This is a genomic window from Salinicola sp. CR57 (assembly GCF_003206585.1).
Taxonomy (GTDB): domain Bacteria; phylum Pseudomonadota; class Gammaproteobacteria; order Pseudomonadales; family Halomonadaceae; genus Salinicola; species Salinicola lusitanus.
In genome coordinates this window covers 39,761-52,984 of sequence record NZ_PZJL01000006.1, presented here as the reverse complement: position 1 = coordinate 52,984, position 13,224 = coordinate 39,761, and the positions used below count along the sequence as shown (strand labels likewise).

Sequence of the window (13,224 nt, the reverse complement as noted above, 5' to 3'; positions counted from 1 at the left end):
GGCCCTCATGCGGCGCCGCGAACGCCGGGTGCTCCCCGGCTTCGGGCTCTCCCTCGGCGTCTCGCTGACCTTCGTTTCGCTGGTCCTGCTGCTGCCCCTGACCAGTCTGGTGGGGCAGCTTTCGCAGCTGAGCTGGTCGCAGTACTGGTTCCTGATCACCGACCCGAGGCTGCTGGCGAGCTACGCCGTCACGCTGTTCGGCGCCGGCGTCGCGGCGCTGTTCAACGCAGCGTTCGGCTTGCTGATGGCGTGGGTGCTGGTGCGCTACGAATTTCCCGGCAAACGCCTGGTCGACGCGCTGATGGACCTGCCGTTCGCGCTGCCCACGGCGGTGGCCGGCATCACCCTGGCAACGCTCTACTCCAGTAACGGCTGGATCGGGCGGCTGCTGGAACCGTTGGGTATCTCGGTCTCCTACACCTGGATCGGCATCGCCCTGGCGATGGCGTTCACCAGCATTCCCTTCGTGGTTCGCACCGTGCAGCCGGTACTGGAGGATCTTCCCGCCGAGGTGGACGAGGCCGCGATGACGCTCGGCGCTAGCGATGGGCACGCCTTTCGGCGCGTCATCCTGCCCTACCTGTGGCCGGCGCTGGTCACCGGCACCGGGCTCGCCTTCGTGCGCTCGTTGGGGGAATTCGGCGCGGTGATCTTCATCGCCGGCGGCAAGCCCTACGAAACCGAGATCACCTCGCTGATGGTCTTCGTCAAGCTGCAGGAGTACGACTACGCCGGTGCCTCGGCGGTGGCGTCGATCGTGCTGGCCACTTCGCTGGCACTGCTGCTGGCGATCAACCTGTGGCAGGGCCGCTTCATCAAGCGACTGCATGGAGGGCGCGGCTGATGATTCGTATCGGTGATGCACCGCGTGTCCGCCGCCTGCTGATCGGCACGGCGCTGACGTTGACCGCGCTGTTCCTGCTGCTGCCGCTGGTGGCGATCTTCGCCCAGGCGCTGATGAGCGGCATCGACGTCTACTGGCAGAATCTGAGCAGTGTCTACACCCTCTCCGCCATCGGCCTCACGCTGCTGGTCGCGGCGATCACGGTGCCGGTCAACCTGGTCTTCGGGGTGTTTCTGGCCTGGCTGGTGACGCGCTTCGACTTTCCCGGCCGGCGCCTGCTGCAGACGCTGATCGACATCCCGTTCGCGGTCTCGCCGGTGGTCGCGGGTCTCGTCTACCTGCTGCTCTATGGCCGCAACGGCTGGCTTGGCGGCTGGCTCGACGCCCACGACATCCAGATCATGTTCGCTTGGCCGGGTATCGTGCTGGTGACGCTGTTCGTCACCTGCCCTTTCGTCGCTCGCGAACTGATCCCGCTGATGCAGACGCAAGGGTCGCGCGAGGAAGAAGCCGCCGTCACACTCGGCGCTTCCGGCTGGACGATCTTCCGTCGCGTCACGCTACCGAACATCCGCCACGCCCTGCTCTATGGCGTGATCCTGACCAACGCCCGCGCCGTCGGCGAGTTCGGCGCGGTGTCGGTGGTCGCCGGGGCGATCCGTGGCCAGACCAACACCCTGCCGCTACAGGTCGAACAGCTCTACCAGGATTACAACACCGTCGGTGCCTTCACCAGCGCATCGCTGCTGGCATTGCTGGCACTACTGACGCTGGCCGCCAAGGCCGCACTCGAATGGCGCGCCGCGCGCCGGGAGACCGCGACATGAGTATTCGCATCTCACAGATCGACAAGCGCTACGGGCAAACCCGCGCCCTGGAACCCATCGATCTCGACATCCACGATGGCGAGTTGATCGGGCTGCTCGGCCCCTCCGGTTCCGGCAAGACCACGCTGCTGCGCATCGTCGCCGGCCTGGAACAGGCCGATGGCGGCTCGATCCACTTCGGCGACCGTGACGTGACCCGGGTTCACGTGCGCGACCGGCGCATCGGCTTCGTGTTCCAGCACTATGCGCTGTTTCGCCACATGACCGTGTTCGACAACGTCGCCTTCGGTCTCACCGCCATGCCGCGATCCCGGCGCCCCTCCAGCGGCGAGATCCGTAGCCGGGTCATGCAGCTGCTGGAAATGGTCCGGCTGCAGGACTTCGCCCAGCGCTTCCCGGCGCAGCTTTCCGGCGGCCAGCAACAGCGCGTCTCGCTGGCCCGCGCCCTGGCGCTGAAACCCGACGTGCTGCTGCTCGACGAACCCTTTGGCGCACTGGACGCCAAGGTCCGCCAGGAGCTACGCCGTTGGCTGCGTCACCTCCATGAAGAACTCCACTTCACCAGCCTGTTCGTGACCCACGATCAGGAAGAGGCGCTGGAGCTGTCGGATCGGGTGGTGGTGATGAGCAACGGTCGGGTCGAGCAGATCGCCACGCCGGATACCCTCTATCGCCACCCCGCCAACCAGTTCGTGTTCGAGTTCCTGGGCGACGTCAACCGGCTCGAAGGCGATGTCGAAGCCGAAGTCCTGACCTGCGGCGACGCTCGCGTTGCGGTACCCGGCGTCGAGAATGGCCGCCAGGAACTGCTGCTCCGACCTCACGAGATCCAGTTGGGAGAGCAGCCTGATGCCCGCGCCCACCTTCCGGTCAGCGTCACGGCTGTCGTTCCGGTCGGCGCGGAAGTCCGTCTCGAGCTGGAGGCCGACTGGCTCGGCGAACCCTGGCTGGCCACCATTAGTCACGCCGAGTTCGAGCGCCTGGACGTGAAACGAGGCAAACGCCTTTTCGCCCAGCCCAGCCGCCTGCATCGCTTCGATACGCCACGACCGCAGACCCTGGCACCGCTGGCGACTTCCTGAATCGGACCGGCGAGCCGAGATGCGTCCACTGGCGTTCCGGAAACGGACGAGCGGTGTCTATAATGGGCCTGTCCGTTCCCATGATTCGAGAGGTTCACCGTTATGCGTCAATGGTTTGCACTCAAGTGCACGGCCACCATGCTATTGCTCGGCCTGCTGACGGCGTGCGCGCAGAGTCCCCAGATCCTGTCCGTGAATCCCAAGGTGAGCGGAGACTTCCCGCACACCGGCAACGGGCAGTCGGTCGCCCTGGAAGTGGTCGACGGACGAGACAGTAGCGTCATCGGCACCCGTTCGGGAACGGCCTCGGCGACCTCGACGATCACCGTCGAAGCCCACGACGTGATTCCCAAGATTCGCGCTCAGGCCGAGAACGCCCTGCGCAGCATGGGGTTCAACCCGACCAGCCAGAACAGCGGCGGCCCTGCCCTGACGCTGACCCTGTCGGAGCTGAACTACGCTCGCGGCACTGCCGAGCAGCCGCTGCTGGGCGCCTCCCAGTTGCAGGCGATCATCCAGGCGGAAGTCGATAACGGTGGCAACACCTACACCGGTCGCTACACCGCCAAGCGCTCACAGAGCTACGCGCTCAAGCCGGACTGGGATACCAACAATCGCATGGTCAGCGAGCTGTTGAGCAATGCCCTGGACCGGACGTTCCGCGACCAGCAGCTGGCCAACCTGCTGGCCCGCTGACCCTCCCCGGGAGAGCGCCTCAGCGGCGGCCGGAACGACGAACCGCCTGTCACGGTAACGTGGCAGGCGGTTCGTCGTTTACGGGTGTTCGTCGCGGGAGCGATTGGAATGCGCCTGACGGACAGGGCCGCGCCGGGTCAGTTGCCAGACGCTCTCGACCAGGCCATCGGCGGCGGTGGCGACATCGCAGAGCACCAGCTCGAAGTTCGGCGCCATCAACGCCTCGACCTCGGCGTGGGTCACGCTGAATGGCGGGCCGCGGTCGGGATCGTCATGGGTCAGGGTGATCAGCAGCCCGCGCGTGCCGGGCAGCAACAGCTGCGCCAGATGGTGGGCGTAGCGTTGACGCGTGGCGGGTGGCAGCGCGATCAGCGCGGCCCGGTCGTAGAAGCCGGCGAGCTCGGCGGCCTGCTCCACCTGGAAATGGAAGAAATCGCCACACCACAGCTCGATACGCCCCAGGCGGGTACACTCGAAGCCGGATTGGCGATAGCGTAGCGCCGTCCGCCTCTTCCCCGCGCTGCACGGCTCTTCCGCCACGAACTGTTCGATGGCCAGCGGCGACAGCTCGATTCCCAGCACCGGATAGCCGCGCTCGACCAGCCAGCGCATGTCCTGACTCTTGCCGCACAGCGGCACCAGCACCTTGGCGCCGGCACGCAACTCGAGCCGACCCCAGAACCCCTCCAGTGCCGGGTGCGGCGCCTGGAGATGGAATCCGATGCGTCCCTGGCGCCAGCGCTCCAGCCAGTCCGCCCCACTCATGCCGTTCCCCTTCGGAAACTCAGAACCAGCGGTCGCGCTTGCGACGGCGGCGCGGCAGATGCGGGACGATCAACCCCAGAATCAGGCCCGCCCCGGCGACACCGCCACCGTACATGAAGTAGCGCATCAGCAGATCCTCCTCCTGGGTATCCAGACGCGCCTGCATCTCGCGCATCTTGCTTTCCGCCTGGGAGTAGGCCTGGTTGAGCTGGTTGTTGGTAGCCTGAAGCTCATCGACCTGCGCCTGGCGGTCCTTCAGGTCGTTGCGCATATCGGCGACCCGCTGGTTCCACTCGTCGTCGATGCCGTCGAGACGCGTGGTCAACTGATCGACCTTCTTCTGCAGCGCCGGCAGTTGCTGCTGGGCGCTGGGCTGATCCTGGATGAACTGGGACTGTACCCACACCTCGTCGCCATCCGGCCCGCGGACCTGGGTGTAGTCCCCCTGGGTCTGCAGCACCGTCACGGGATCGCCACTGGTGAGCGTCCCGACGATACGATAGCCGTCGGTCGGGCCGCTGCGCACGAAAGTGGTCAGGGAATCGCTGACCCAATGGCCATCCTGCGCCATGGCGGAAGCGGAGAACAGGGCGGCGCTCAAGGCACAGCCCATGACTAGATTTCGGATTTTCAACATATCGTCGTGATCTTAAGTGGCTAATCGATAACGGTTGGGCATCTCTTCACGCAACGATGAATCGGGCGACGATGAGACCACACCTCGCGTCCTGCGAGGGCGGTGATTCAGTCATCCACACTTTCTGTGGATAACCATTTGGACAACTTGCGTAACAGTGGCGCCATTCGCCGGCTACCCCGGCATTCGCGACAAACTGATGAAAAACTAACCAATTCATGAGGTTTCGAGTTGCCGTCTCAACCATCGTCCCTGGGCGGCCAGGCCATGGGCCGGGGAAACTCGGTCACGTTGCCTTCGGCCTTGACCGCCTTGGCCACGCCTCCTCGCTCCACCTCGTCGATACGCACGATCGCACTGTAGGGTATGTAGCTGCGATTGACGCCATCGAAGGTTCGGCGCAGTTTTTCCGCGCCGGGATCGACCACTACCTTGGACTGATCCTCGAACACGAAAGACTCGACCTCGATGAATCCCCACAGATCGCTTTGGAAGATCTCCCTGGCGTAGAGTTCCCACACCTCACCCTGATTGTGAAACACTACCCGATAGATCGGCTTGCTGGGCATAGACGAACGGCTCTCTCGATAACATCGGCCACGCTCACGAGCATTCGTTCCCGGACCATGGCGTCGCAAATAGGCGCAAGGGTACCACAGCCGCTACACCATGCGAGCGACACGGGTTGGCTGTATCGCTCCATCGCCCGTATAATGCCGCGTTCTCGAGGAAGCACGGCCCGGCAGCGACTCCACGCCGGCAGCCGGTTCCGGCGACTTATTTTTCTCATCCTCCACGGGGCATCGGTGACGCGCGCATGGCCGCAGCAACGCAACCTATGACGAAGAAGCTGTTCATCAAGACCCACGGCTGTCAGATGAACGAGTACGACTCCGCCCGGATCGCGGACCTGCTCGGCGAATCTCATCGTCTGGAACTCACCGACAAGGAGGGCGAGGCCGACGTCATCCTGCTCAACACCTGTTCGATTCGCGAAAAGGCCCAGGAGAAGGTGTTTCACCAGCTCGGGCGCTGGAAAAAGCTGAAGGCCGCGAATCCGGACCTGGTCATCGGCGTGGGTGGCTGCGTGGCCAGCCAGGAAGGCGAGAACATCCGCAAGCGCGCACCGCATGTCGACATGGTGTTCGGCCCCCAGACCCTGCACCGGCTGCCGACGATGCTCGACGCGCGCAGCAAGAGCGCGACGCCGATCCAGACGGTGGACGTCACCTTCCCCGAGATCGAGAAGTTCGACCACCTGCCCAAGCCGAAATCCGACGGCGCCACCGCCTTCGTCTCGATCATGGAAGGCTGCTCCAAGTACTGCACCTTCTGCGTCGTCCCCTACACCCGGGGCGAAGAGGTCTCGCGCCCCTTCGAGTCGGTGATGGAAGAGGTCGTGCATCTCGCCGACCAGGGCGTTCGCGAAATCAACCTGCTGGGCCAGAACGTCAATGCCTACCGCGGACTCGACGCGAGTGGCGACGAGATCGATCTGGCGGAACTGATCGCCTGCGTGGCGGCGGTGGACGGCATCGACCGCATCCGCTTCACCACCTCGCACCCGGTCGAATTCTCCGACAGCCTGATCGAGGCCTACGGCGAGATCCCGGAGCTGGTCAGCCACCTCCATCTGCCGGTGCAGTCGGGCTCGGATCGTATCCTGGCCGCGATGAAGCGCGGGCACGGCCGAGACATGTACATCGACAAGCTCGAGCGCATTCGCGCCCTGCGCCCGGACATCAGCTTCTCCTCGGACTTCATCATCGGCTTCCCCGGCGAGACCGACGCCGACTTCGAGGACACCATGGACCTGATCCATCGGATCGGCTTCGATGCGTCGTTCAGCTTCATCTACTCGAAACGTCCCGGTACGCCCGCCTCCAGCCTGCCGGACGAGACGACGCAGGAGACCAAGAAGCAGCGCCTGGCGATCCTGCAGGACCGACTCAACCAGCAGACCCAGCAGATCAGCCGGCGCATGGTCGGCAACCGCGAGCGGATTCTGGTGACCGGCTTCTCGCCCAAGGACCCCGGGCAACTGTCGGGACGGACCGAGAACAACCGCGTCGTCAATTTCCGGGCCGAGGATCCGACCTCGCTGATCGGCTACTTCGTCGATGTCACCATTACCGAAGCACTGCCCAACTCGCTGCGCGGCGAGCTGGCTTCCCCTCAGCGACACTGACCCGATGGGAGGAAAGGCGCGGCTGCCCCGCCTTTCCTCGACCCGGCCGCCGTTCTCGCATCGCCCGTCGCTCCGCATCATCCCGGCCGAGCGATATCGAACCGACTTGATCACGATCATTGCCCCGACCGGAAGCGGCGCAGTAAGCTGACGACACTTTCCCACTCCAACGGATCTCTTTGCGTTGACCCAAGACCAGCAGTCCGACAACCGCATCGTGTCCCTGACACTCGAACCCAACGACCCCATGCGTCTGGCCAATCTCTGTGGCCAGCGCGATGAGCACCTGAAGCTCGTCGAAGCGCGCATGGGCGTGACCCTGCGCAATCGCGGCAACGTCTTTCAGCTCGCCGGCCCGGATGCCGGCGTCAAGGCGGCGGCGAACGTGCTCGAGCATCTCTATCGCGAGACCGAAGCCGACGAGCTGACGCCGGACACGGTCCACCTCTACCTGCAGGAATCGGGCATCGAGGCGATGGAGGAGGAGACCGGCGATATCGAAGCCGGCGGCCTGCTGATTCGCACGCCGCGGACGCTGATCAAGCCGCGCGGCTTCAACCAGCAGGGTTATGTCGCCAGCATTCGCCGCCACGACATCAATTTCGGCATCGGCCCGGCAGGCACCGGCAAGACCTATCTCGCGGTGGCAGCGGCGGTCGAAGCGCTGAACCGCCAGGAAGTGAGGCGCATCCTGCTGGTACGCCCGGCCGTCGAGGCCGGCGAGAAGCTCGGCTTCCTGCCCGGCGACCTGGCCCAGAAGATCGATCCCTATCTGCGCCCGCTCTACGACGCCCTCTACGAGATGCTGGGCTTCGAGCACGTCAACAAGCTGATCGAGCGCCAGATCATCGAAATCGCGCCGCTGGCCTACATGCGCGGACGCACGCTCAACAACGCCTTCATCATCCTCGACGAGAGCCAGAACACCACGCGCGAGCAGATGAAGATGTTCCTGACGCGCATCGGCTTCGGCTCGACCGCCGTCATCACCGGCGACGCGACGCAGGTCGATCTGCCGCGTGGTTCGAGCTCGGGGCTGATCCACGTCCTCGAGGTGCTGCGCGATACCGCCGGTATCGGCATCACCCAGTTCGCGCCCAAGGACGTCGTCCGCCATCCGCTGGTGCAGCGGATCATCGAGGCCTACGACATCCACGAGGCGACGGAGGAAGCGGCCCAGCGACAGCGTCGCGAGGATCGCCGCCAGGCGCGTCTCGATGCCGAGACCCAGCGGGATCACGACGACTCATGACCCTCGAGATCGACCGCCAGGTCGCCGTCGGCGACGAGGCCGAAACCGAATTGCCCGAGGCGGCCGACCTCGAGCTCTGGATGACGGCAGTGCTCGAGCACGAGGCGGATTCGCGCAGCGAATTGACCGTCCGCTTCGTCGAATGCGACGAGAGCCGGCAGCTCAATCACGCCTACCGAGGGAAGGATAGCCCGACCAACGTGCTCTCCTTCCCGTTCGAAGCCCCTCCCGGGATCGAGCTCCCGCTGCTCGGCGATCTGGTCATCTGCCACGAGATCGTGGTGCGTGAAGCGCGGGAACAGGGCAAGTCAACCCATGACCACTACGCCCATCTGGTAATACATGGCGGCTTGCATTTGCTCGGCTATGACCATATAGATGACGAGGAAGCCGAGCGAATGGAGGCGCTGGAGCGTGCGCTACTCGCCCGGTTCGGCATTGCGGACCCCTATCGCGACACCGATCCGATACCCGATGCCTAGATTTCGACACCCAACTCCGACACTCAGTGCCATGCCGACACCGACGAGATCTTCCTGCCCTCACTGGGAACGATCAAGCGAGACCCCGGCCCCGACGGCCGAACAGCCCGACGAGCCTCCGCCTGGCCGCCTCCGGATTGCGGACGGCCCCCTCTGGATATCGATCATCGATTCGACGCCTCCCGTCATCGGGTGCGCGCGTGCCGTGGCGTCTTCATCACCCAGCCGGACACCCCGGAGCGATATTACTTCCCCCTTCCGTGCGTCATCCGAGGACAAGAGACCACAGTCATGAGCGAAGACCGATCGAGTAGCCAGGGCAGTCGATCCTGGCTTGAAAAACTCATCAGTACCTTCTCCAGCGATTTCGATGAACCCAGCTCCCGCGAGGAGCTACTCACCTTCCTGCGCGAGGCCGGCCCCCGGCTCAACCTGGATCAGGATGCACTGACCATCATCGAGGGCGCCTTCCAGATCAGCGACCAGCAGGTGCGGGAGGTGATGATTCCTCGCTCCCAGGTGACCGCCATCAGCGTGGCGCAGCGACCGGAAGACTGCCTGCCGGTCATCCTGGAAACCGCCCACTCTCGCTATCCGGTGACCGACGACAATCTCGACGACGTGCTCGGGATCCTGCTGGTCAAGGACCTGCTGCCGTTGCTCAAGGGCAACAGCCAGGAACGCGAAGCCTTCGAGCTGCGTGACGTGCTGCGCCCGGCGATGTTCGTACCCGAGTCCAAGCGGCTCAACAGCCTGCTCAAGGAGTTCCGCGATACCCACAACCACATGGCGATCGTGGTCGACGAGTACGGCGGGACCGCCGGCATCGTCACCATCGAGGACATCCTCGAGCAGATCGTCGGCGATATCGAGGACGAGCACGATACCGATGAAGAGGAAGACATCCGCGACATGGGCGACGGTACCTACGCCGTGCGCGCGTTGACGCCGATCGAGGACTTCAACGACCACTTCGATACCGAGTTCTCCGATGATGAGTTCGATACCGTCGGCGGACTGATCATGCAGCGTTTCGGCCACCTCCCCGGCCGCAACGAACACACCGACCTCGGCGCGTGGCGGTTTACCGTTCTCAATGCCGACAACCGTCGCATCCGGCTGCTGCAAGCCAAGCCGGTGCCGGCCGAGGTCGAGAGTGAGCCCTCGCGCCAGATAGAGAGCTGATCGATCCCGCTTTCGCGGGTCGCAACCAGCTGGCGCATTTGGGCGGCAACTTTGATATAAGGGGCACTTTTCACAAGGAGTGCCCCTGACATGCCGCAAGCCAAGCCGTTGATTTCCGCCCGCCGGCCGTGGCCTGGCTATCTCGCTGCACTGGTCGCCGGCGGGTTCTCGACGCTCTCCTTCGCGCCCTTCCATCTGTGGTGGCTGGGACCGATCGCGGTGGCCCTGATGTACCTCGGCCAGCATCGCCTGAGCGTCGGCCAGGCGGCACTTCGCGGCTGGCTGTTCGGCGTCGGGCTATTCGGCACCGGCACTTCCTGGGTCTATGTCTCGATCCATGACTACGGCTACACCGGCGTGCCCCTGGCGCTGTTTTTGACGGCGCTGTTCGTCGCCACGCTGGCGCTGTTCCACGCCTTCGTCTTCGGTCTCTATCGCCGCTTCACCGCGCCCCGACTCGCCTTTCTCAGCTTCGCCGGCGTCTGGGTGCTGGGGGAAGCCTTCCGCAGCTGGGCCTTCACCGGCTTCCCCTGGCTGCTGCTGGGCAGTGCCCAGGTCGACTCCCCCTTGGCGCCGTGGGCGCCTGTCGGCGGCGTCTACCTGCTGTCGTTGATCATCGCCCTGACGGGAACGCTGCTGGTCGAGTTCTGCCGTCGGCGCTGGTGGGCGATCGCCCCCATCGCCCTGCTCTGGCTGGCCCCGCTGGCGCTGCCCGGCCAGTGGACCGCGCCGGCGGCGGATCCGCTGCGGGTGGCGCTGCTGCAGGGCAATCTACCCCAGCTTTCCAAATGGAGCGCCGAAGGGCAGCGCAACGCCGTCAACACCTATACCCGCATGACCCGCCAGCAACCCGACGATGTCGACATCATCGTCTGGCCCGAGACCGCGCTGCCGATGTTCGAGCGCCAGGCCCGCCCGTTCATGGCCCGCCTGCAGTCGACGCTGCCACCGCAGACCTCGCTGCTCACGGGTATCGTCCAGCGTGACGAGGCAGGGCGCTACTACAACGCGATTACCGGCGTCGGCGATGTCCGCGGCGAGTACCGCAAAAGCCATCTGGTGCCGTTCGGCGAATTCCTGCCGCTGGATTTCCTGCTGCGCGGAATCATCGACTTCTTCGACCTGCCGATGTCGGACTTCGCGGCGGGTGCCGACTCCCAGCCGCCGATCCTGACCCATGGCGTCGCCATCGGCAGCGCCATCTGCTACGAAATCGTCTACCCGGACCTGGTCGCCGAGCGAGCGCGAGATGCCAACGTCCTGCTGACGGTCTCCAACGATACCTGGTTCGGCCGCTCGATCGGTCCGTTGCAGCACCTGCAGATGGCACGCCTGCGAGCGCTCGAGAACGGTCGCTACGTCGTCCGCGCCACCAGCAACGGCGTCACCGCGATCATCGACGATCAGGGCCATCTGCGGGAGCACGCACCGCAGTTCGAGGCTACCAGCGTCGTCGGCGAGATCGTCCCGATGACCGGGCTGACGCCGTTCACGCGCACCGGTAGCTGGCCGACCTGGCTACTCTCGCTGCTGCTGCTGGCACCGGCGCTGGTCTGGAGGACCCGCCAGCCATCTTGAGGCGATCTGTCGGCGAGGCCGCCAACCACCGGNNGGTGGTTGGCGGCGTCGTCTTTTCGACACGATCCCCCGCACCAGCCATTCCGCGCTTCCCTCTTTTCTCTTCCCCCCTACACTCGCTTCCGCTTTTCCAATATGCGACGCACGTTTATCGATTGGTTCCGAGCCGACGCCTACCACTTGCCTCCGGCAGACCGATAGCGTTGGATGGAGGTCTTCACTTCCGGTCATCGAGTCCGTCATGACACTGCCACTGGTCTCTCCCGACGATATCCGCAGCGCCTTCTCGCAAGCCATGTCCGACATGTATCGCCAAGAGGTACCGCAGTATGGCGATTTGCTGGAACTGGTCGCCGACATCAACCGCAGGACCCTCGAGGCGGACCCGGCGCTGGCCGCCCAGTTGGGTGCCCACGACGAGACCTCTCGCCTGGACGTCGAGCGCCACGGCGCGATTCGGGTGGGCACCGCTGACGAGCTGTCGATGCTCAGGCGCGTCTTCGCACTGATGGGGATGTTCCCGGTGAGCTACTACGATCTGTCGGCGGCCGGCGTACCGGTGCACTCCACGGCATTCCGGCCCATCGACGAGGCTTCGCTCAAGCGCAACCCGTTCCGGGTATTCACCTCGCTGCTGCGCCTGGAACTGATCGAAGAGGACGGGCTGCGCCGTCGGGCCGCCGCGATTCTGGCCGAGCGCGACATCTTCACGCCCGGTGCCAGGGAGCTGGTCGCCATCGGCGAACGCCAGGGCGGTTTCGACCGTGACCAGGCCGAACGTTTCGTCGGCGAAATCCTCGAGACGTTCCGCTGGCATCGCGACGCGACCGTGGATCAAGACACCTACCGGGCGCTACACGACGCGCACCGTCTGGTGGCCGACGTGGTCTGCTTTCGCGGCCCGCACATCAATCACCTCACCCCGCGAACGCTGGATATCGACGCCGCCCAGGCCGCGATGCCGAGCTACGGCATCACGCCCAAGGCGGTCATCGAAGGCCCGCCACGGCGCGAGTGCCCCATCCTGCTGCGCCAGACCAGCTTCAAGGCACTGGAAGAGCCGGTGCGTTTCGCCGCCAGCGACGAGAATGGCACCCATACCGCCCGCTTCGGCGAGATCGAGCAGCGCGGTGCGGCGCTGACGCCCAAGGGCCGGGCCCTCTACGACGAGCTGCTGACCCGCTCGCGGCAGGCACCGACCGCGGCCGACAATACGGCGCATCAGCGTCAGCTGAGCGAGTGCTTCTCGGCGTTTCCCGACGACCTGCAGACACTGCGACGCGATGACCTCGCCTACTTCCGATACCGCGTCAGCGAGAGCGGCCGCCAGCGACTGGCCGGCGGCGAACCGGTGCCCGCCTCGCTCGACGCCGCCATGGCAGCCGACTGGATCGACGCCACGCCGATCACCTACGAGGATTTCCTGCCGGTGAGCGCTGCCGGCATCTTTCAGTCGAACCTGGGCGATGCACAGCATCAGGCCTATGCCAGCGAATCCAACCAGAGCGCCTTCGAACTGGCGCTGGGCAGGCCGGTCCACGACCAGTTCGAGCTCTATGGCCGGCTGCAGGCGGACTCGCTGGAGCGGGTCCGGCAACAGCTGGGGTTGGAGGCGTGAGGGCCACCGCACAGGAGGCGTCGTGGCCAGAACAGTTCTCGTCGCCTGAATGGCGATAGCCATTCGCCGG

General features: G+C 65.1%; 13 protein-coding genes. 10 read left to right on the top strand and 3 right to left on the bottom strand.

All coding sequences use genetic code 11. The features are described from left to right. The first annotated feature begins 7 nt into the window (after nucleotides 1–7). From cysT to DOM56_RS10260, 4 genes are all read left to right on the top strand, one after another. The gene (gene cysT / locus DOM56_RS10275; RefSeq protein WP_232822249.1) at nucleotides 8–844 is read left to right on the top strand and encodes a sulfate/thiosulfate ABC transporter permease CysT; all 837 of its coding nucleotides are present in this window, start codon (nucleotides 8–10) and stop codon (nucleotides 842–844) included. Next, nucleotides 844–1,671, top strand: coding sequence for a sulfate ABC transporter permease subunit CysW (cysW, locus tag DOM56_RS10270; RefSeq protein ID WP_110599136.1), 828 nt, complete (start codon nucleotides 844–846; stop codon nucleotides 1,669–1,671). Before cysT ends, cysW begins: the two co-directional genes overlap by 1 nt. Next, nucleotides 1,668–2,753, top strand: a complete 1,086-nt coding sequence (locus tag DOM56_RS10265) for a TOBE-like domain-containing protein (RefSeq protein ID WP_110708688.1) — start codon at nucleotides 1,668–1,670, stop codon at nucleotides 2,751–2,753. The genes cysW and DOM56_RS10265 overlap by 4 nt, the downstream gene beginning before the upstream one ends. A gap of 102 nt (nucleotides 2,754–2,855) precedes the next feature. Continuing rightward, nucleotides 2,856–3,449, top strand: coding sequence for a YajG family lipoprotein (locus tag DOM56_RS10260; protein WP_110599131.1), 594 nt, complete (start codon nucleotides 2,856–2,858; stop codon nucleotides 3,447–3,449). Between the two features lie 78 nt (nucleotides 3,450–3,527). Here the strand turns inward: DOM56_RS10260 and DOM56_RS10255 are convergent, their stop codons facing one another. From DOM56_RS10255 to DOM56_RS10245, 3 genes are all read right to left on the bottom strand, one after another. Then, entirely contained in the window at nucleotides 3,528–4,214 is a 687-nt protein-coding gene (locus tag DOM56_RS10255) for a thiopurine S-methyltransferase (protein WP_110599129.1), read from the bottom strand. Nucleotides 4,215–4,233: 19 nt separating this feature from the next. Beyond that, a complete protein-coding gene (locus DOM56_RS10250; protein ID WP_110599127.1) occupies nucleotides 4,234–4,851 on the bottom strand; it encodes a TIGR04211 family SH3 domain-containing protein in 618 nt (205 codons plus the stop codon). Between the two features lie 239 nt (nucleotides 4,852–5,090). After that, on the bottom strand, nucleotides 5,091–5,420 hold the full coding sequence (locus DOM56_RS10245; protein ID WP_110599125.1) for a DUF1820 family protein: 330 nt from the start codon (nucleotides 5,418–5,420) through the stop codon (nucleotides 5,091–5,093). Nucleotides 5,421–5,689: 269 nt separating this feature from the next. Between DOM56_RS10245 and miaB the strand changes: the two genes are divergently transcribed. The 6 genes from miaB (at nucleotide 5,690) to DOM56_RS10215 (ending at nucleotide 13,154) form a co-directional block, all read left to right on the top strand. Next, entirely contained in the window at nucleotides 5,690–7,039 is a 1,350-nt protein-coding gene (gene miaB / locus DOM56_RS10240; protein ID WP_110599123.1) for a tRNA (N6-isopentenyl adenosine(37)-C2)-methylthiotransferase MiaB, read from the top strand. Nucleotides 7,040–7,286: 247 nt separating this feature from the next. Next, the gene (locus DOM56_RS10235; RefSeq protein ID WP_110709312.1) at nucleotides 7,287–8,291 is read left to right on the top strand and encodes a PhoH family protein; all 1,005 of its coding nucleotides are present in this window, start codon (nucleotides 7,287–7,289) and stop codon (nucleotides 8,289–8,291) included. Continuing rightward, nucleotides 8,288–8,773, top strand: a complete 486-nt coding sequence (gene ybeY, locus DOM56_RS10230; protein WP_110708687.1) for an rRNA maturation RNase YbeY — start codon at nucleotides 8,288–8,290, stop codon at nucleotides 8,771–8,773. Before DOM56_RS10235 ends, ybeY begins: the two co-directional genes overlap by 4 nt. A gap of 291 nt (nucleotides 8,774–9,064) precedes the next feature. Then, on the top strand, nucleotides 9,065–9,958 hold the full coding sequence (locus tag DOM56_RS10225) for a transporter associated domain-containing protein (protein WP_110708686.1): 894 nt from the start codon (nucleotides 9,065–9,067) through the stop codon (nucleotides 9,956–9,958). A gap of 90 nt (nucleotides 9,959–10,048) precedes the next feature. Further along, nucleotides 10,049–11,536, top strand: coding sequence for an apolipoprotein N-acyltransferase (gene lnt / locus DOM56_RS10220; protein WP_110708685.1), 1,488 nt, complete (start codon nucleotides 10,049–10,051; stop codon nucleotides 11,534–11,536). Nucleotides 11,537–11,777: 241 nt separating this feature from the next. Then, on the top strand, nucleotides 11,778–13,154 hold the full coding sequence (locus DOM56_RS10215) for a VOC family protein (RefSeq protein WP_110708684.1): 1,377 nt from the start codon (nucleotides 11,778–11,780) through the stop codon (nucleotides 13,152–13,154). Nucleotides 13,155–13,224: the final 70 nt, after the last annotated feature.